This window comes from Marinobacter sp., from assembly GCF_039977835.1.
GTDB lineage: Bacteria > Pseudomonadota > Gammaproteobacteria > Pseudomonadales > Oleiphilaceae > Marinobacter.
Genome location: NZ_JBDWCL010000043.1, coordinates 188,151 through 207,508 on the forward strand (window position 1 = coordinate 188,151; position 19,358 = coordinate 207,508).

General features: G+C 57.5%; 17 protein-coding genes. 12 read left to right on the forward strand and 5 right to left on the reverse strand.

Annotated features, from left to right (window positions below):
* Positions 1-10 precede the first annotated feature (10 nt).
* From ABJM11_RS13035 to ABJM11_RS13055, 5 genes are all read right to left on the reverse strand, one after another.
* Positions 11-820 carry a TonB family protein gene (locus tag ABJM11_RS13035; protein ID WP_348296318.1) on the reverse strand — a complete coding sequence of 270 codons (810 nt, stop codon included), beginning with the start codon at positions 818-820 and terminating at the stop codon, positions 11-13.
* On the reverse strand, positions 768-2,993 hold the full coding sequence (locus ABJM11_RS13040; RefSeq protein WP_348296319.1) for a DUF1631 domain-containing protein: 2,226 nt from the start codon (positions 2,991-2,993) through the stop codon (positions 768-770). The genes ABJM11_RS13035 and ABJM11_RS13040 overlap by 53 nt, the downstream gene beginning before the upstream one ends.
* Before the next feature lie 186 nt (positions 2,994-3,179).
* The gene (locus ABJM11_RS13045) at positions 3,180-3,782 is read right to left on the reverse strand and encodes a Yip1 family protein (protein WP_348296320.1); all 603 of its coding nucleotides are present in this window, start codon (positions 3,780-3,782) and stop codon (positions 3,180-3,182) included.
* 123 nt (positions 3,783-3,905) lie between these two features.
* Entirely contained in the window at positions 3,906-5,183 is a 1,278-nt protein-coding gene (locus tag ABJM11_RS13050) for an HlyC/CorC family transporter (RefSeq protein ID WP_348296321.1), read from the reverse strand.
* A 97-nt stretch (positions 5,184-5,280) separates the two neighbouring features.
* Complete coding sequence (locus ABJM11_RS13055) at positions 5,281-6,087, reverse strand: cytochrome c biogenesis protein CcsA (RefSeq protein ID WP_348296322.1); 807 nt, start codon at positions 6,085-6,087, stop codon at positions 5,281-5,283.
* Positions 6,088-6,265: 178 nt separating this feature from the next.
* Between ABJM11_RS13055 and ffh the strand changes: the two genes are divergently transcribed.
* The 12 genes from ffh to lysS all read left to right on the forward strand — a co-directional run bounded on the left by ffh (position 6,266) and on the right by lysS (position 19,355).
* On the forward strand, positions 6,266-7,654 hold the full coding sequence (gene ffh, locus ABJM11_RS13060; protein WP_348296323.1) for a signal recognition particle protein: 1,389 nt from the start codon (positions 6,266-6,268) through the stop codon (positions 7,652-7,654).
* Positions 7,655-7,797: 143 nt separating this feature from the next.
* Positions 7,798-8,043 (forward strand): 30S ribosomal protein S16, encoded by a 246-nt coding sequence (gene rpsP, locus ABJM11_RS13065; RefSeq protein ID WP_348296324.1) that lies wholly within the window; start codon positions 7,798-7,800, stop codon positions 8,041-8,043.
* Between the two features lie 32 nt (positions 8,044-8,075).
* Entirely contained in the window at positions 8,076-8,603 is a 528-nt protein-coding gene (gene rimM, locus ABJM11_RS13070; protein WP_348296325.1) for a ribosome maturation factor RimM, read from the forward strand.
* A 3-nt stretch (positions 8,604-8,606) separates the two neighbouring features.
* Entirely contained in the window at positions 8,607-9,365 is a 759-nt protein-coding gene (gene trmD / locus ABJM11_RS13075; protein ID WP_348296326.1) for a tRNA (guanosine(37)-N1)-methyltransferase TrmD, read from the forward strand.
* Positions 9,366-9,391: 26 nt separating this feature from the next.
* Complete coding sequence (gene rplS, locus ABJM11_RS13080) at positions 9,392-9,748, forward strand: 50S ribosomal protein L19 (RefSeq protein ID WP_027831200.1); 357 nt, start codon at positions 9,392-9,394, stop codon at positions 9,746-9,748.
* Between the two features lie 109 nt (positions 9,749-9,857).
* Entirely contained in the window at positions 9,858-10,796 is a 939-nt protein-coding gene (xerD, locus tag ABJM11_RS13085; RefSeq protein ID WP_348296327.1) for a site-specific tyrosine recombinase XerD, read from the forward strand.
* Between the two features lie 153 nt (positions 10,797-10,949).
* Positions 10,950-11,690: a DsbC family protein gene (locus tag ABJM11_RS13090; RefSeq protein WP_348296328.1), complete on the forward strand. Its 741-nt coding sequence runs from the start codon at positions 10,950-10,952 to the stop codon at positions 11,688-11,690.
* A gap of 112 nt (positions 11,691-11,802) precedes the next feature.
* Positions 11,803-13,104, forward strand: coding sequence for a homoserine dehydrogenase (locus tag ABJM11_RS13095; RefSeq protein ID WP_348296329.1), 1,302 nt, complete (start codon positions 11,803-11,805; stop codon positions 13,102-13,104).
* Positions 13,105-13,116: 12 nt separating this feature from the next.
* Positions 13,117-14,520 (forward strand): threonine synthase, encoded by a 1,404-nt coding sequence (gene thrC, locus ABJM11_RS13100; RefSeq protein WP_348296330.1) that lies wholly within the window; start codon positions 13,117-13,119, stop codon positions 14,518-14,520.
* A 5-nt stretch (positions 14,521-14,525) separates the two neighbouring features.
* On the forward strand, positions 14,526-16,259 hold the full coding sequence (recJ, locus tag ABJM11_RS13105; RefSeq protein WP_348296331.1) for a single-stranded-DNA-specific exonuclease RecJ: 1,734 nt from the start codon (positions 14,526-14,528) through the stop codon (positions 16,257-16,259).
* 415 nt (positions 16,260-16,674) lie between these two features.
* Positions 16,675-17,770 (forward strand): peptide chain release factor 2 gene (gene prfB / locus ABJM11_RS13110; protein ID WP_348296332.1). Its coding sequence is split into 2 segments (ribosomal slippage): positions 16,675-16,746 and positions 16,748-17,770, totalling 1,095 coding nucleotides; the frame shifts between segments, so codons are not numbered across the junction.
* A 52-nt stretch (positions 17,771-17,822) separates the two neighbouring features.
* Positions 17,823-19,355, forward strand: coding sequence for a lysine--tRNA ligase (lysS, locus tag ABJM11_RS13115; protein WP_348296333.1), 1,533 nt, complete (start codon positions 17,823-17,825; stop codon positions 19,353-19,355).
* Positions 19,356-19,358 lie beyond the last annotated feature (3 nt).

The following is a 19,358-nucleotide window of genomic DNA, read 5'->3' on the forward strand; positions in this document are numbered from 1 at the left end:
AACCTGCTTTTTACAGGCGTTCCGGGGTGAAAATAAGTTCAACCCGGAAACGCTTCCTTCCTGAATCGTCCTGTGGTGGCTCGGGGTACGGGCTGGCAAGCAGCGCTGCTTGGTACACAGCCTTGTCAATCTCCCCATATCCCGTTGACTGAGTTACCTTCGCGCTTGTCAGCGCCCCGCTATGCATAAGCTGTAATTCCAGCTCCATGGTTACTGGTTCCGTAATACGGTGGCTCGACGGCACCGGGTGTTTGTCCAGTTCGCTGCCGACGCGGGCTGCCAGCTGCGCCAGGTATGGATCTGTTTCCTGCGGCGAACGGCTGATCCGTGTTATTAGCTCTGGTACTGTCTCTGTTTCAGCAGTCGCCTCCGGGTTGCCCGCCGCTGAGGCAACAGATGTGCGGGAAGGGGCGGATGTTTCCGCAGGCTGGGCCGCGGGGCGTTTCCGCGGCGAAGGTTCTGAAGGTTCTTCCGGGGGGGCGTCCTGATAACGTGGAGATTTAAGGGTGACAATGTCGGGCCGGGCAGTGGGTTGATTTTCACGAGGTTGCGCCGCTGCACTGGCGCGGTATTCGGACGAGGGGTGGCTGCCGGGGCTGGACAGCTCTACCCGCAGGGTCCTGCGATTGGGTTCCCTCTCGGGGGGCGTGAAGGGCAGCGCTGACATCACCAGGGTATGGAGCAGCAAGGCAATCGATATTGCGAGGGTAATCCGGTACTTTCCCGGAAGACCGGTACCACTGCCGTGTTCCAGCATTGACGCCAGCTTACCCCGCCTTACTCCGTAAAGTGCCGACAACGGCGTCCAGCGCCCGGTCAATCAACGCGCCCTGCTCAAGCACGGTCAGGCGTCCACGCCGCATCTCATGGGCGAGATCGGTACGGGATTTCTCAATAACCTTGAGTCCCATGCGGTTAACGAAAACGAAACAGTCGGCTTCTTCGATAATCGCTGACAGCTTGCAGCGGAAGCTGGCTCCGTTGACCAGGTTGAATTCCACCCAGTTGCCAATTTCAATGGCGTCGATCTGTGCCACGAACTCTGCGATTGCTGCCTCTTCCAGCTCCTGTTGCCTTTGTATGGCGGTCTGGTGGCTGGGTTCGTCTTCGTCTTCGGGTTCCGGCGCGGGAGAGTCTTCCATGGCTTCTGCAAGTGCGTTGGCGCGGAAAGCTTCCGTCAGCTCATGCTTGAGGTCCGACATCATTTCATCCAGTTTGGATGAATTGTAGGACACTTCCTCAAGGCCGGCTCTCAGTGATTTCAGCAGTCCGGGCACCACTCGCACCCACTGGTCCCGCTCTTCATCGTCCTGATGGGGGTGCAGGCACCAGATCAGGTCGTCCACCACGCGGACGGTCTGAGGCCAGCGATGTTCCACGTCATCCCTGAGGTAGGCCAGGAACATTACCCGGCTCCAGCCATTCAACAGAATATTTCGTACTGGTTCCTGAAGTTTGTAGCGCGCGAGCTTTTTCTGGAGTAGCTCGTCCACGGTTTCCTGGGCTTTCTGTGATTTGATGCGACCGCGCTCGGATTCGCGGGTGCGCTGCTCCACCAGGGAGGACTTGCGGTTCTCTCTGGCGAGGAACTGCTCAAATTCGTCGCACAGCGTTTCGAACAGGGTCACGTCTCCGTCGAATTCGTTCAGGATGCGGGCCACCACTGCGTGAATCTGCTCGTACAGTTTGTCCCTGGCTTTTTCGTCGCTCTCACTCCAGCCTATGCCGGCCCTGGCAAGTGAGTTAAGCAGGCGGCGGGCAGGGTGAGAGGCTTTGCTGAAGAACGTCTTGTCCTTGATGACCACCTTGAGAATGGGGATCTGCAGCCGGCTGATCAGAACCTGTACGGGCGCCGACAGGTTGTAATCGTCAAGAATGAATTCGAACAGCATGGACACCAGGTTGATCAGGTCCTCGTCCATTTCGTTCAGTGCCGGCTTCTTGCCTTCACTGGTGTTTCCAGCCCGGGAAAGCAGCTGTTGGACAACCTGATACAGGTCGACCATCACCGGTTCGCCAGCGCTCAGGTTGCCGCTTACCTGCTCCCCGGGAGGTTGCTGGGGAAGCGATCCAAGCAGGCTGGCGAGTTCGGCGCCGCCGATCACATGAACGTTCGGGTCAGACGCGCGGGGCGTGATGCCGGAATTGGCGCGCTGATGGGCGAGCATCTGTCTGATTTGCTCGAACATGGCACCTTCGTGGTGTCCCTGCTGCTCGGTGGCGGCGGCCGCTGCTTCACCGGGAGCTTCGCTGGAAGTAGTACCGGGGGCGGAGCCGCCCTGTTGCTTGCCGGCTTTGCCGTGGTAGCGGAAATTCGGGATGACGCCGGCCTGGATCAGTATGCGGTTGGCCTCATCCAGTAACATGCCCAGGTTGGAGACCACGTAACGGTCAAACTGCTTGAGCAGTATCAGGCGCTCGCGAATCTGGATCTCAAGGGCCTGAATGGCTTCCACGAAGGCGCTGCAAAGGTGTTCGGGGGCCATGGGGTTAACGGGCACGTCCTCACTGGCTCCCGGATAAACAACACTGAACCGGGTTTGCAGTTGAAGCAGTGGGCCCTGGAAGTGTGCCTTGGACTTGGTAATCATGGCATTGAGCGCGACCTGTTCTTCCAGGTCATCGTCGCCCACCAGAGAGAGGCTGTCCGAGTTGGTCTGGCTGGCCAGGCTTTCGTCTGCCGCTACACTGCCACTGCGGGGCGGGTTTGCAAACAGCTGTGCAACCGCATTCTGGAAATGGCGTTCGACACCCTTCCGTTTGATGCGGATTTCGCGCATGGCTTCGAAATAGCGATTCTGCTCGTTGTTGCTCCTGGCATTGTTCGCCAGTTCAAACAGCGAGTCATCAACCGCATCAAATGCACCCTGCAACAAATCTCCCAGTCCGGCAACGACAGTGTCACGGATACGGACCACCTGTGCAGGTACGGGATTTGAACTCCCAGCCTCCCGGTGCTCGCGGAGATAATGTATGCCGGACTGCTTATTCATGGCCGACTCCTGTGTACGCCTCAACCGGATACATGACCGAGCTTACAACTTGGTTTATTGGTTATACGTTAAATCTACCTCATTTTAACACTTGGTAACATGACCAAATGCTAACTGAGCCTATAAATAAAAAATTCCGGGGTACCCGAAGGCACACCGGATTTCAGAACATTATGTAGGCGGGTGTCAGCTTACATATACCGGGCCAATCCCGACGCTCCAGATCACCACTGTAATGGCCAGCAGACCAACAAACATCACCAGGCCAACCGTCAACACGGCGGAGGCGAACATGAAGCCACGGTCTTCGGGTATTTTCATCAGGATCGGTAACCCTTCATAGAGCAGGTAGACCGCATAGGCAACGGCAATCAGCCCTACGATCATGTTTACCCAGATATTCGGGTATACCGCGGTGATGCCCAGCAGGAAGACCGGTGTGGCGGTGTAGGCGGCCAGCGTGATCCCTCTTGGGGTGCCGTCTTTAACATCATAGGTGGCGGCAAAGAAATCGATGAAACGACCGATGATGAAAATACCTGCCAGCATGGCTCCGTAGAAGAGCACAGAGAGTTGCAGGGCACTGGTTGATGTCAGCCTGATCACCTGGCCGTCACCAATCTGCCAGCCAACCTGGGTGCTGCCGTAGAAGCCTGCCACAGCGGGAATAAGCGCGAGTAACAGAACGTGGCCGAGATAGAGCTTACCGATGGATTCCGGTTCGTTACGAATGGCTTCCCACTCACGATCGGGATGGGTAAGCAGACCCACAGTATGGGTTAGACTCATGGATGTACTCCTGTTCATTATTGTTTTGTTGTACCACCTCAGTCTTGGTGGGAACGGCTGCCCGGTCAAGAGAAAGATTAAATTATGATGTTTCTAAAGGAATTATTTTTATAACCGCAGGGTCTAGACGGCTGTACGTTTCTTCCGCTTCCTGGGGTGAACGATGGCAGCCTTGACCACGTTATCCTTGATCTGCAGTACTTCAACCCGATGCCCGCCGACTTTCAGGCAGACGTTTGTTTCCGGTATATTTTCCAGGGCTTCGGTGATCAGGCCGTTGAGAGTCTTGGGGCCGTCGATGGGAAGCTTCCAGCCCAGGGTCTTGTTGATGGTTCTGACTGCCGAGGTGCCGTCAATAATATAAGTGCCATCGTCCTGGGGGATGATGTCAGGGCTGGTGGCGGCGTAGTCGGTTGTAAATTCACCGACAATTTCTTCCAGTATGTCTTCCAGAGTGGCCAGGCCCAGAACTTCTCCGTATTCGTCAACGACGATTCCGAAGCGACGTTTTTCTTTCTGGAAGTTGATCAGTTGTGTGTTCAGCGGGGTGCTTTCAGGGATGAAATAGGGCTCACGGCACAGCTGCATCAGCATTGCCTTGTTGATTTCATCCTGTAGAAGCAGTCTGGAGACGTTTCGCAGGTGAAGGACGCCCTGTATGTTATTGATATCGCCTTTGAACACCGGTAAGCGCGTATGCTGGCTGCTTCTCAGTTGGCGCAGGATGGTGTCCAGGTCGTCCTCAAGATCAATGCCCACCACCTCGTTGCGGGGCACCATGATGTCGTTCACGGTTACCTTTTCAAGGTCCAGAATGCTGACCAGCATGTCCTTGTGCTTGGCGGGAATCAGGGCGCCTGCTTCGTTCACCAGAGTTCTGAGCTCCTCACGGCTGAGATGCTCGTTGGCGGCGTCGTTGGCGGATATCCCGATGATCTTCAGTATGGCGCCGGTAAACAGGTTCACAGCCCAGACAACGGGATAGAGAATCTTCAGCAAGGGCCCCAGTACGTGGCTGGCCGGAAACGCAATTTTTTCCGGAAACAGCGCGGCGAGGGTTTTCGGTGTCACTTCCGCGAATATCAGAATGACAATGGTAAGCAGTACGGTGGCAATGGCGATGCCGGCATCGCCCCAGATACGAATTGCGATAACCGTTGCAATGGCAGAGGCGAAAATGTTGACGAAGTTGTTGCCGATCAGGATGACGCCAATCAGCTGGTCTGTGCGGTTAAGCAATGACTGCGCGCGCTTGGCCCCCTTATGGCCGGTCTTGGCCATATGCTTCAGCCGGTAACGATTGAGCGACATCATGCCGGTTTCGGAACTGGAGAAGAAGGCAGACAACAGGATGAGTCCCGCCAGGATGATGAACAGCGCGGTAAGCGATGTCTCGTTCAAGACTGAATGTCCTTATATGGCTGACAAGTTTGGAAAATAGGTGGTTGGTGATCGCGGTGTCAAGTGCGTGCCGGAGCGGAGGTCCTGGTGAATGCCGTCAGCCGCCCCGGTGGAAGACCAGCTCGAGTACAAACTTGCTGCCGTAAAAGGCCAGCATGAGCAGGGCGCAACCCGCAAGCGTCCAGCGGCTGGCGGTTATGCCGCGCCAACCGCGAGTGTAACGCCCGATGAGCAGTGCCAGGAAGACTGTCAGGGACAGAAGCGAGAAAACGGTCTTGTGGGCCAGATCCTGGGCAAAAATGTCGTCAATGAACAGGGCCCCGGTGACAATGGCCAGCACCAGCATCACCACGCCCGCCCAGACCAATTCGAACAGAAGTGATTCCATGGTCTGCAGCGGCGGCAGATTTCTGATCAGTATGCTGTTGTAGTTGTGCTTGAGCTGGCGGTTCTGAAGGTACAGCAGGCCGGCCTGTATAGCCGCCAGGGTGAACAGGCTGTAGGCTGTGACCGACAGAGCGATGTGGGACAGCATGCCGTAGCTGTCCTCCGGAACCAGCCGGGAAGAGGAGTGGGTGACAAGCCCCATGATGATGGTCAGCGCCGCGATCGGGTAAACACCGAGGAAGAGACTCTGTACAGGCTTGCGAAGGTTAAGTCCCAGCAAAAGGAACACAATCAGCCACGAAATGAGCACCGAACTCTGGAAGAACCCGAAATTGAATCCGCCTTCCTGGTGGACGGTCTGTGCAATCAGCAGGCCATGTGCCGTCAGCGCCAGCATGCCGATAAGGGTGGTTATTGCGATATTGGTATGCACCCGCCCTCTGAAGCTGAGCGCCTGCAGGGCAGTACCGATGCTGTATAGTAATAATGAAGTGACCGCGAGAATCAGCGTTCCCATGACTTCCTTTTAACCACTCTCTGACTGGGGGTGACGGGCTTTCACGCCGATTTGACCGGGCTGGTCGTTTCAGGGCGATAGTCTGGTTATAATGTCGCGATTATGCAACAGGAATCAAGGAACCTGATCGGGTTCCCGTGTTTCATGCACTCAATTAATCCGGGTACGGAAGATCAACATGTTTGAAAACCTCCAGGACCGACTTTCCGGCAGTCTGCGCAAGATTTCAGGTCAGGCGCGTCTGACCGATGACAATATAAAGGAAACGCTGCGTGAAGTTCGCATGGCGCTTTTGGAGGCGGACGTCGCCCTGCCGGTGGTCAAGGCATTTATAGAGGGTGTGCGTCAGCGGGCCATTGGGCAGGAAGTGCAGCGCAGCCTCAGTCCCGGCCAGGTCTTCGTAAAGGTGGTCCAGCAGGAGCTGGAGCGCGTGATGGGGGACGGCAACGAATCTCTCAACCTGGCGGTGGCGCCCCCGGCGGTCATCATGATGGCCGGCTTGCAGGGTGCTGGTAAGACCACCACCGTTGCCAAGCTGTCGCGGTTCCTGAAAGAGCGCCAGAAGAAATCCGTCATGGTTGTGAGCGCGGACGTGTATCGTCCGGCTGCGATACGCCAGCTGGAAACTCTGGCCGGCGAAGTCGGCGTCGAGTTTTTTCCAAGCTCCGCGGATCAGGACCCTGTGGATATCGCCAATGGTGCGATGGATGCGGCCCGCCGGAAACATATCGATGTGGTGATCCTCGACACCGCCGGCCGCCTTCACGTCGATGAGCAGATGATGGGCGAGATCGGGCGCCTGCACAAAGCAGTGAACCCGGTTGAAACACTGTTTGTGGTGGATGCCATGACAGGCCAGGATGCGGCCAACACGGCCAAGGCATTCAACGATGCCCTGCCGCTGACGGGTGTGGTTCTTACCAAGACCGATGGCGACGCCCGTGGCGGTGCCGCGCTGTCGGTGCGCCACATAACGGGTAAGCCCATCAAGTTCCTGGGTGTGGGGGAGAAATCCGACGCTCTGGAGCCTTTCCACCCGGATCGGGTGGCGTCCCGGATTCTGGGCATGGGGGATGTGCTCTCCCTTATTGAAGAAGCCGAACGCAAGATTGACCAGAAAAAAGCCCAGAAGCTGACAAAGAAGATCAAGAAGGGTAAGAGCTTTGATCTGGAAGATTTCCGCGACCAGCTGCAACAGATGAAGAACATGGGTGGTATCGGCGGCCTGATGGACAAGCTGCCAGGTATGGGCCAGATGGCGCAGGTGGCCCAGCAGCAGGTGAACGACAAGTCCATGGGGCAGATGGAGGCCATTATTTGTTCCATGACCCCCAAGGAGCGCCGTTACCCGGATGTGATCAACAACTCCCGCAAACGTCGGATTGCAACCGGCTCCGGCACCCAGATCCAGGACGTCAACCGGCTGCTGAAGCAACACAAGCAAATGCAGAAAATGATGAAGAAATTCGGCAAGAAAGGCGGAATGGCTAACATGATGCGGGGTCTTGGCGGTATGATGCCGCCGGGCGGAGGAGGTGGCGGAATGCCCCCCCGTGGACGTATGTAGAAACCGGGACGTATTCCCTGTTTTCTTTGGCGTTCATTTAGCATAGAATAGCGCCCCTTTCGAGTATGGGTCTTCGCGCCAGCCTTGGTTTGGCGGGTGTGAATCGTACAAAGTTCGTACAACAGAACAGGATATTGGTCGAAATGGTAATAATCCGTTTGGCTCGTGGTGGCTCCAAGAAGCGCCCGTTCTACCATCTGACAGTGACAGACAGCCGCAAATCCCGCGACGGTCGTTTTATTGAGCGTGTTGGCTTCTTTAACCCGATCGCCCGTGGTCAGGAAGAGCGTCTTCGTATTGATCGCGATCGTGTTGATCATTGGCTGGGCCAGGGCGCTCAGACCAGTGAGCGCGTTGCCCAGTTGCTGAAAGGCGCTGCGGCAGAGTAACAGAGTTAACGTTTCACCACCGGGGTTAGGGTATGGCTCAGCATTCGCAGGAAACTGTGATTGGTCAGATCACCTCGGTGTTTGGGGTCAAGGGGTGGCTTAAGGTGCACTCTTATACGGACCCCAGAGAAGGGATACTGAAGTACCGTGACTGGACTCTGGTCCACAACGGCAAACGTATTCCCGCGAAGCTTGAGGAAGGTCGCCGGCAAGGCCAGGGGATCGTTGTCAGGCTGAAAGGTATTGATGATCGTGAAGTGGCACGCAGTTACTGCGGTGCCGACGTTATTGTGCCTACCGAAGAGCTGCCGGAGCTCCCCGAAGGGGAATACTACTGGTATCAGCTGGAAGGTCTTGACGTGTTCACGACTGAGGATGAGTGCCTCGGTAGAGTACATCATCTGATAGAAACAGGCTCCAACGATGTCCTGGTGGTGAGGGCTACTGATGCCTCCATCGACCAGCGTGAGCGCCTGATTCCGTACCGTCCGGACCATGTTGTCCGGAGTGTGGATCTGGCCGGTTCGCGCATGGTAGTCGACTGGGATCCGGAGTTCTGACGGGTGTGGATTGGCGCAGTCAGTCTGTTCCCGGAGATGTTCGCTGCGGTGACAGATTACGGGATTACCGGCAGGGCGGTCAGAGATGGTTTGCTGACGTTCACTGCCTGGAATCCTCGGGAATTTACCCACGATCGTCACCGCACTGTTGACGACCGGCCTTATGGTGGCGGCCCGGGTATGCTGATGAAAATTCAGCCGCTGCGGGATGCCATCCATGCGGCGAGGGCGTCGGCACCCGGCAAGGCTTGCGTGGTCTACCTGTCTCCCCAGGGGGAGCCGATGGACCAGGGCGTGGTTGAGTCACTGGCGGCAGAGCAGAACCTCATTCTGGTTGCCGGGCGGTACGAAGGCGTCGATGAGCGCCTGATATCCGCCGAAGTTGACCGGGAGGTGTCACTGGGGGACTTTGTTCTCTCCGGTGGCGAACTGGCAGCCATGGCTGTTATTGATGCGGTTACGCGCCTCATCCCCGGAGCGCTGGGTCATGCGCAGTCGGCAGAGCAGGATTCCTTTGCTGACGGTTTGCTGGATTGTCCGCACTACACCCGGCCCGAGGTTTACGAAGGTCAGGCGGTGCCGGATGTTTTATTGGGCGGTCACCATGATCAGATCCGGCGTTGGCGACTCAAGCAGTCGCTGAGGCGAACCCGGGAGCGACGCCCCGACCTGCTGGAAAAGCGGGTGTTTACGGACGAAGAGCGTGAGCTGCTGGAAGATATTTTGAACGAACCGGGTGCCTCTGAATCATCAGGGCATTAAAAGATTGGGTATCAGGAGCACTAACGATGAGCGGCAAGAACAACATCATCAGTCAGATTGAATCAGAGCAGATGACCAAGGAAATCCCTGCCTTTGCGCCGGGTGATACCGTGGTTATCCAGGTGCGTGTAACCGAGGGCAACCGCGAGCGTCTGCAGGCGTTCGAAGGCGTTGTGATCGGTAAGCGCAACCGCGGCATGAACTCTTCCTTCACTGTACGGAAAATTTCCTACGGTGTTGGCGTCGAGCGTACTTTCCAGACCTTCTCCAAGCTGATCGACAGCATCAGTGTGAAGCGTCGTGGTGACGTTCGTCAGGCCAAGCTTTACTACCTGCGCGACCTGTCTGGCAAGGCAGCTCGTATCAAGGAAAAGCTGGGCTGATCAGCACGGGTTGCTGGTCAAGTTCGTCGAAAAAAGGCAGCCACTGGCTGCCTTTTTCGTATCTGATCTCCGTAACTGCATTGGCGCGGTTCGTTTCGAGTAACCTGTCATGAGCCCGAAAGCCTTATCCAGAACCAGAGCCGAGTTGCGGCCCCCTGACGAGGCGATTATTGTGCGCTTCACTGATGCCGTCTGGCTTGAGGACGGGCTGGGGGATAAAACCCGTCAGGCGTACCGCAGCGACCTTGAGCGGTTGGCGGCCTGGCTGCATGAGCAGCCGGGAAAACCATTGCTCACAGACGTCCGCCGTACTGATTTACTGGCCTGGATTTCCCGGGGGTTGGCCGATGGCTTCAAGACGTCCACCGCTGCTCGCCGCCTGTCCGGGCTGCGGCGTTTCTATCGCTACCTTCTGCGGGAAGGGGTAATTTCCGAGGATCCGACGCTACGTATCGATAGCCCTCGGCTCCCGCGTCGCCTTCCGGATTCGTTGTCGGAGGAAGATGTGGACAATCTGCTGTCGGAACCTGACCCGGAGGTTCCCATTGAGCTGCGCGACAAGGCCATGATGGAAATACTGTATGGCTGCGGTTTGCGGGTGTCGGAGCTGGTGGAGTTGACGGTTGATGAGGTGAATCTTCGCCAGGGTGTGGTCCGGATTGTTGGCAAGGGAAACAAGGAGCGGCTGGTGCCTCTCGGTGAGGAGGCCATTGACTGGCTGGTGCGCTACATGAAGGAAGGGCGGGGTGAGCTTCTCAGGGGACGGTCCTGCGATGCGTTGTTCCCCGGAAACCGCCCGGCTGCGATGACGCGACAGACGTTTTGGCATCGAATAAAGCACTATGCCGTTCGGGCGGGCATTCACAAGCATCTGTCCCCCCACACTCTGCGGCATGCGTTCGCTACCCACTTGCTGAATAATGGCGCAGACCTGCGGGTGGTTCAAATGCTGCTGGGCCATTCGGACCTGTCCACCACGCAGATCTACACCCATGTGGCGCGTCAGCGATTGCAGTCGCTGCACCAGTCTCACCATCCACGAGGGTAGAATCGCGCCTGGTTGCTGTGGTGATGCGCCTTGGTAAACTGAACTTTTTATGGTGGTGGGTGTCGCAATTGCCACAATGACGATAGGGTGCGGCGTCAGCGGCGCTGCCCTGATGATGGAATGCACTGTGAGCCCTTTAATCTGGAAGCCAATATGTTGATCAAGAGCCTGTTCAAATTCTGCCTGCTGATTGTCGCCTCTACCCTGGGAGGAGTGGCAGCACTTCAGGCGGGTGAAGTCGAGGACAAAATTACCGAGAAACTGACAGCCGCGGTTCCTGGCCTGAAAATCACCGAGGTGCGCAAGTCTGAAGCCGAGGGCCTGTACGAGGTGTACAGCAATAATGGCGATACCATCTTTACCACCGCGGACGGCCAGTACATTCTTACCGGCGATCTCCTGAAAATTACCGACAATGGTATTGCCAACGTCTCGGAGCAGGGACGGGCGACGCAACGCGCCCGGACCATGGATGACTTCGATGGCAAAGGGGTGATCAGCTATGCCGCCAAGGGTGAGCAGAAAGCCTCAATTGCTGTTTTCACCGATATCGACTGCCCATATTGCCGCAAAATGCATGATGAAGTGCCGCAGCTCAATGAAATGGGCATTACCGTTAACTACTACGCGTTCCCGCGTTCCGGGCCCAATACCCCCTCATTCCGCAAGTACATTTCTGTCTGGTGTTCCGATAACCAGCAGGCAGCCATGGATGCCGCCAAGCAGGGGCGAAGTGTCGACGAGCAGAGCTGTGATAACCCTGTCACGGAGCAGTTCCAGCTCGGTGGTCGCGTTGGTGTGACAGGCACCCCGGCAATTGTGCTGGAAGACGGTAATATGGTGCGTGGTTATGTGCCGGCCCAAAAACTGGCTGAAGGCCTCGGGCTGCTCTGATAGTCTACCCGACTGAGGCTTGCCTGTTGCATTGGTAAGGGCTTATTCGAGAGCACGTTAACCGGTATACTGTCGCTCCCCACAGCAACCCATCGGGAACAGAGGTGAAAGCTTGAAAGACGTCAATGTCGGAATCTGCGGACTGGGAACAGTCGGTGGTGGTACGTTCAACGTACTGACCCGCAACGCCAGCCTGATCACGGGCAGGACAGGTTTCAATATCCGGATTGCCAGGGTGGCAACACGCACCCCTCGCAAGGATATTGATCTGGGTGATATCCCGTTCAGCACCGACGTATTCGATGTGGTGAATGACCCGTCCGTGGATATTGTGGTCGAACTGATTGGTGGCTACGACACTGCGCGGGAGCTGGTGCTGGCCGCTATCAAAAACGGCAAGCACGTGGTCACGGCGAATAAAGCCCTGATCGCGGTTCACGGCAATGAGATCTTTGAAGCGGCGGCAAAAAACAACGTGATCGTTTCCTATGAAGCGGGTGTTGCCGGGGGCATTCCCGTCATCAAAGCGGTCCGTGAAGGCATGGCGGCCAACCGCGTTGACTGGATCGCCGGCATTATTAACGGCACCGGGAATTACATCCTCACCGAAATGCGTGCCGGTCGTGAGTTCGCCGAGGTGCTCAAAGAAGCTCAGGACCTGGGTTATGCCGAGGCTGATCCCACCTTTGATGTTGAAGGCATTGATGCCGCTCATAAGCTGACCATCCTCGCTTCAGCGGGTTTTGGTGTACCGCTTCAGTTCGAGAAGGCTTATACCGAAGGGATTTCAGAGATTACCCCTTACGACATCGCCCATGCCGAGGTTCTGGGGTACCGCATCAAGCATCTGGGTATCGCCCGGCGTCGTGACGAGGGCATTGAGCTGCGTGTTCATCCCACGCTGGTGCCCCGCAGCCATTTGATTGCCCAGGTTGACGGTGTGCTTAACGCCGTGCTTGTGGATGGTGATGCTGTTGGCCAGACCATGTATTACGGCCCTGGGGCGGGCGACGAGGCGACAGCCTCCGCGGTAATTGCGGATATTATCGATGCCGCCCGTTCCGTTGCTGCTGAAAGCAACCAGCGCGTGCCTTATCTCGGTTTTGAGCCGTCGGCGATGGAAGATCTTCCGGTACTCCCCATGGAGGATGTCCAGTCTGCCTACTACCTACGTATCCAGGCTCTGGATCGCCCCGGTGTGCTGGCGAAAGTGGCATCGATCCTGAGCGAGCACGGCATCAATATCGAGTCGATCATGCAGAAAGAGTCGGAGCTCAAAGATGGTCGTATTCCAGTGATTATCCTGACCCACACCGTTCAGGAGCGCCAGATCAACCGCGCCATTGAAGAACTGGAAGCCCTCAGCGATGTTGACGGCAAGGTCGTTCGCATTCGTGCCGAAAACTTTAACTGACAGGAACGCAAGGTGAGATACATCAGTACACGGGGCGAAGCTCCCGCCCTGGGCTTTGAAGATGTCCTGCTGACAGGGCTGGCCACCGACGGTGGCCTGTATGTCCCTGAATCCCTGCCCCATTTCAGTGTCGAGGAGATCCGCAGCTGGCGCGGTCTCTCCTACAGTGAGCTGGCCTTCCGGGTGATGCATCCCTTCGTGGATGATGCCATCCCGGCGGACGATTTCCGCCGGATGCTGGACGAAACCTACGGCGACGTATTCACCCATAAGGCAGTCGCACCACTGGTTCAGCTGGATTCCAATGAATGGGTCATGGAGCTGTTCCGCGGCCCCACCCTGGCGTTCAAGGACTTCGCGCTTCAGCTGCTGGGGCGATTGCTGGATTACGTACTGGAGAAACGCCAGCAGCACGTGGTAATCATGGGGGCGACGTCCGGCGATACCGGTTCTGCCGCCATTGAAGGTTGCCGTCGCTGCAAGCATGTGGACATATTCATTCTGCATCCCCATGAGCGAGTCTCCGAGGTGCAGCGTCGCCAGATGACGACGGTGAAGGGTGATAATATCCACAACATCGCGGTGCGCGGGAATTTCGATGACTGCCAGCGCATGGTGAAGGCAAGCTTTGGTGATCAGTCGTTCCTGGGCGGAAAAACCCAGCTTGCGGCAGTGAACTCCATCAACTGGGCCCGCATCATGGCCCAGATCGTCTACTACTTTCATGCCTCCCTGGCCCTCGGCGGGCCAGATCGCAGCATGGCATTTTCGGTGCCTACCGGGAACTTTGGTGATATCTTTGCCGGCTACCTGGCCAAAAAAATGGGGCTGCCCATCTCCCAGCTGGTCATCGCCACCAACCGGAACGACATCCTGCATCGGTTCATGAGCGGTAACCGGTACGAGCAGCTCAAGCTGGAGCATACCCTGTCGCCGAGTATGGATATCATGGTATCCAGCAACTTCGAGCGCCTGCTGTTTGATCTCCATGGGCGCGACGGTGCTGCGGTTAAAGAACTGCTGGAAAATGCTTCCAAAGGACCAGTCAGTATTGAAGACTACCGCTGGAAGCATGCACGCAAACTGTTTGACAGTGATGCGGTAGGGGATGAGGGAACAACGGATACCATACGTGAAGTCTTCGGACAGAATGAATACCTGTTGGACCCGCATACCGCCATTGGTGTGCGCGCCGCGCGCAACTGTCGTCGCGACCCGGCTATTCCCATGATTACCCTGGGCACCGCTCACCCGGCCAAGTTCCCGGATGCCGTGTTGCGTTCCGGTGTCAAAGCGAAGCCGGCATTGCCGCTGCACATGGCGGATCTTTTTGAACGGGAAGAGAAATACACCGTACTGGATAACGACCTGCCAGCGGTGCAGGACTTTATTGCCAAACACTGGAAGAATACCTGATTGGTATGACACCAAAAAAAATCCTGCGACGCCCCGGTCCGAAAACCACTCCGGACTGGGGCCAGAACCTGCCCCCTTTGCTTCGCCGTCTCTACGCCGCCCGCGGCGTCACCTCCGATGAGCAACTCCGTTATACCCTGAAACACCTGGCCTCACCCATGGAACTCCGGGGAATCGACCGTGCTGTTTCTCTGTTGAGCGAGGCGATTACCAGCCAGCAGCGGGTGTTGGTCCTGGGGGACTTTGACGCCGACGGCGCCACCAGCACAGCCGTGGCCATGCTGGGACTGGGTATGCTGGGATTGAACGACATCGACTTCCGGGTGCCCAGCCGCTTTTCCGACGGTTATGGCCTGACCCCCGGCATAATTCACCGCTTACAGGAAGACGCCGCCCTGCCAGACCTGCTGATTACCGTGGACAACGGCATTTCCGCGGTTGAAGGTGTTCGCGCCGCACGGGAGCTGGGTATCAAGGTGGTGGTAACGGATCACCACCTGGCTGGCGAAATCTTGCCTGACGCCGATGCGATCGTGAACCCCAACCAGCCCGGATGCCCCTTTCTGAGCAAGAATGCGGCAGGCGTGGGCGTCATGTTCTACGTGCTGACCGCCTTACGCAAACATTTGCGGGAGCAGGGCCTGCTGCCGGACCCTCAGCCCAACCTCGGCAACCTGCTGGATCTGGTGGCCCTGGGCACGGTGGCCGATGTGGTTCCGCTGGATCACAACAACCGCATCTTCGTCGAACAGGGCCTGCGCCGGATCCGACAGGGCGAAGCGCGCCCGGGTATCCTGGCGTTACTGGAAGTGGCCGGCCGTGACCACAGCGAAATCAGCTCCACCGACCTGGGTTTCGTGGTCGGCCCGAGGCTTAACGCCGCCGGTCGTCTTGACGACATGAGTGTGGGGATCGCCTGCCTGCTGGCGGACAGCCGCGACGAGGCCCGGCGCCTGGCCCGGGAGCTGGACACCTTCAACCGCGAACGGCGGACGATCGAAAAAGACATGAAAACCCAGGCCCAGGACCTGCTGGCTTCCATGTCGCTGGATATCGAAGGTTTGCCCTGGGGGCTGGCCCTGTTCGACACTGACTGGCACCAGGGCGTGATCGGCATACTGGCTGCACGCATCCGTGAGCAGACCCATCGTCCGACCATCGCTTTTGCTCCGGATGATAACGGCGAGGATATCAAGGGCTCTGCCCGTTCCATTCCCGGCCTGCATATCCGTGATGTGCTTGCAGTGGTCGACGCCCGCCACCCGGGCATGATGAAGAAATACGGCGGCCATGCCATGGCTGCCGGCATGACTCTTTCTCGCAGCGACCTGGACGCTTTCAGCGAGGCCTTTGACAGGGCGGTGCGCGATACCCTCCGGGTGGAAGACCTGGAAGCCGCCATCACCACCGACGGCCTCCTGAGCCCCGACGAACTCCATCTGGATACCGCCACGTTGCTGAAACGGGCCGGGCCTTGGGGGCAGCATTTCCCCGAGCCGCTGTTCGACGGCAACTTCCGCGTGGTCAGCCAGCGCATCGTTGGCGAAAATCACCTGAAGCTGGTGCTCCAGCCGGAAGAGGGCGGCGCCATCATCGATGGCATTGCCTTCAACACCGGGCCGGAAGTGCCCGACTACACCCGGACCGGGGCCCGGGTGGTGTACAAGCCTGATGCCAACACGTTTCGTGGGCGCACGAATCTGCAGCTTTTGGTGGATTATCTGGAGCCGCTGGCCTGACCTGAAGGTTGGGAGTCTGGCATTTGGGGGCTTGGTCTTGGCGGGCTGGGCCCGGGGTGGGGGTATCTTTTCTTTGGAAAAAGAACTCGCTTCGCTCAGACACCTTTTTCTGGCAGAAAAGATACCCCCACCCCGGACCCGATCAAACCTGAGAGATAGCGCCGGCGGGATGCCGTTTTGGTTGTGACTCCCAATTCTGGGCGTCAGGCAGGGCCATTGTTCCGGGAGTGTCGAAAACATGGATGTTTTCGTCAAGCGTACATGGACGTATTCACAGCGTCTCACGGAACAACGGCCCTGCCTGACGCTTTCACCGAAGTCGCGGTTACCACCGGCTGATTTACAAACAGATTTCCGGTAGAATCTCGCGTCTGATTTTGATCGCATCCATTTTCCGAGAGTGAGTAAGGATTTCATGGAAATCAATCCCATTGTTACGAAGATAAAAGACCTTCGTGAGCGCACTGAAGCGCTCAGGGGGTATCTTTGACTACGATCAGCGTAGTGAGAGACTGACCGAAGTAGAGCGCGAGCTGGAAGTACCCTCGGTATGGGAAGATCCTGACCGGGCGCAGGCGCTGGGCAAGGAACGGTCCGATCTCGAATTGATTGTCCGCACCATTGATAACCTCACCTCCGGCCTGGACGACGCCGATGGTCTGCTGGAAATTGCTGCCGAGGAAGAGGACGAAGGAACGGTTGCCGAGATAGAAGCCGACTTGGAAAGCCTCGACAAAGAGCTTGAGAAGCTCGAGTTCCGCCGTATGTTCTCCGGCGAGATGGACGCCAACAACGCATACCTGGATATTCAAGCCGGCTCCGGCGGTACCGAGGCCCAGGACTGGGGGAATATGCTGTTGCGCATGTACCTGCGCTGGGCCGAGCGCCGTGGCTTCAAGGCCGAGATCGTCGAGCTGCAGGAAGGCGATGTGGCAGGCATCAAGAGTGCCACCGTTCATATCCAGGGCGACTACGCCTTCGGCTGGCTGCGCACGGAAACCGGTGTGCACCGCCTGGTGCGCAAATCGCCGTTCGACTCCGGCAACCGCCGCCATACGTCGTTCTCTTCGGTGTTTGTATCACCGGAAGTGGACGACAGTTTTGAAATCGAGATCAACCCTGCAGATCTGCGGGTGGATGTTTACCGCGCCTCCGGCGCCGGTGGTCAGCACGTTAACCGGACCGAGTCCGCAGTGCGTCTGACCCACAACCCCACCGGTATCGTTGTGGCCTGCCAGGCTGGCCGAAGCCAGCACCAGAACAAGGACCAGGCCATGAAACAGCTGAAAGCCAAGCTGTTCGAGCGCGAGATGCAGATGCGCAACGCCGAGAAGCAGAAAGCCGAAGACGCCAAGGCGGATATCGGCTGGGGCAGCCAGATTCGCTCCTATGTGCTGGACGACAGTCGCATCAAGGACTTGCGCACCAAGGTTGAAACCAGCAATACCCAGTCGGTGCTGGATGGTGATATCGACAAGTTTATTGAAGCCAGCCTGAAGATGGCGCTGTAACCAGCGCCGTCACCAAGCTAACCCGGACAATTCCCGAATTTTGTGAGCCAACATGACTGACCACACCCAGAATGCACAGCCAGAGGACAACAAGCTGATTGCCGAGCGCCGCGCCAAGCTGGCCGACATGCGCGCGCAGGGCAATGCTTTCCCCAACAACTTCCGCCGCGACGCCACCGCCGCAGAGCTTCAGGGCAAATACGGCGACAAAAGCAAGGAAGAGCTGGCGGAAATGGGAATCGTGGTGGCCGTCGCCGGCCGCATGATGCTGGATCGCAAGGCGTTCAAGGTGGTTCAGGACATGACCGGCCGTATCCAGATCTACGCCTCCAAGGATGTGCAGAAAGACACGAAGCACTGGGACCTGGGGGATATCGTGGGTGTGCGTGGCGTCCTCTGCAAGTCTGGAAAGGGAGATCTGTATGTGAGTATGGACGAGTACACGCTGCTCACCAAGTCACTGCGTCCGCTGCCGGAGAAGCACAAGGGCCTGACCGACACAGAGTCCCGTTATCGCCACCGCTACGTCGACCTGATGGTGAATGAAGACAGCCGTCGGGTGTTCTACGCACGCTCGAAAATCATCAGTGTCATGCGCCAGTACTTCACCGAGCGGGATTTCATGGAAGTGGAAACTCCGATGCTCCAGGTGATACCGGGCGGTGCCACCGCTCGCCCGTTCGTGACCCATCACAACGCCCTGGGCATCGACATGTATCTGCGTATCGCCCCAGAGCTGTTCCTCAAACGCCTGGTGGTGGGCGGTTTTGAGCGGGTGTTCGAGATCAACCGCAACTTCCGCAATGAAGGGCTGTCTACCCGCCATAACCCGGAATTCACCATGGTCGAGTTCTATCAGGCCTACGCCGACCATAACGACCTCATGGATCTGACCGAAGACATGTTGCGCACCATCACCCAAGAGGTGCTTGGGACTACTACGGTGGTGAATACCCGCACTCTCACTGATGGTGAAGAGGAAACCATCGAATACGACTTCGGTAAGCCTTTCGAGCGCCTGACGGTTGTAGATGCCATCCTGCGCCACAACCCTGACATCAAGGCAGAGCAGATCGCCGATGAAGCGGGCGCCCGCAAGGTGGCCAAGGATCTGGGAATCCATATCAAGAATGGCTGGGGGCTGGGCAAGGTCCAGATCGAGATTTTCGAGGCAACCGCCGAGCATCGCCTGATACAGCCCACCTTCATCACGGACTATCCGAAGGAAGTGTCCCCGCTGGCCCGCAGCAAGGACAAGGACCCGTTCGTGACCGAACGCTTCGAGTTCTTCGTGGGTGGCCGCGAGATCGCCAACGGCTTCTCTGAGCTGAACGACGCCGAAGACCAGGCTGAGCGCTTCCAGGACCAGGTAGCCGAAAAAGACGCCGGCGACGACGAAGCCATGTTCTATGACGAAGACTACATCATGGCACTGGAATACGGCCTGCCGCCAACGGCTGGTGAAGGCATCGGCATCGACCGCCTGGCCATGCTGCTGACCAATTCCGCCTCTATTCGCGACGTCATCCTGTTCCCCGCCATGCGCCCGGAACATAAAGCAGAGAACAAGAGAGACGAGGGCTGACCC

Coding starts and splice junctions, on each gene's coding strand:
- ABJM11_RS13040 (WP_348296319.1), bottom strand. CDS start 2,993: ATGAATAAGCAGTCCGGCATACATTATCTCCGCGAGCACCGGGAGGCT.
- ABJM11_RS13045 (WP_348296320.1), bottom strand. CDS start 3,782: ATGAGTCTAACCCATACTGTGGGTCTGCTTACCCATCCCGATCGTGAG.
- ABJM11_RS13055 (WP_348296322.1), bottom strand. CDS start 6,087: ATGGGAACGCTGATTCTCGCGGTCACTTCATTATTACTATACAGCATC.
- ffh (WP_348296323.1), top strand. CDS start 6,266: ATGTTTGAAAACCTCCAGGACCGACTTTCCGGCAGTCTGCGCAAGATT.
- rpsP (WP_348296324.1), top strand. CDS start 7,798: ATGGTAATAATCCGTTTGGCTCGTGGTGGCTCCAAGAAGCGCCCGTTC.
- rimM (WP_348296325.1), top strand. CDS start 8,076: ATGGCTCAGCATTCGCAGGAAACTGTGATTGGTCAGATCACCTCGGTG.
- rplS (WP_027831200.1), top strand. CDS start 9,392: ATGAGCGGCAAGAACAACATCATCAGTCAGATTGAATCAGAGCAGATG.
- xerD (WP_348296327.1), top strand. CDS start 9,858: ATGAGCCCGAAAGCCTTATCCAGAACCAGAGCCGAGTTGCGGCCCCCT.
- ABJM11_RS13090 (WP_348296328.1), top strand. CDS start 10,950: ATGTTGATCAAGAGCCTGTTCAAATTCTGCCTGCTGATTGTCGCCTCT.
- recJ (WP_348296331.1), top strand. CDS start 14,526: ATGACACCAAAAAAAATCCTGCGACGCCCCGGTCCGAAAACCACTCCG.
- lysS (WP_348296333.1), top strand. CDS start 17,823: ATGACTGACCACACCCAGAATGCACAGCCAGAGGACAACAAGCTGATT.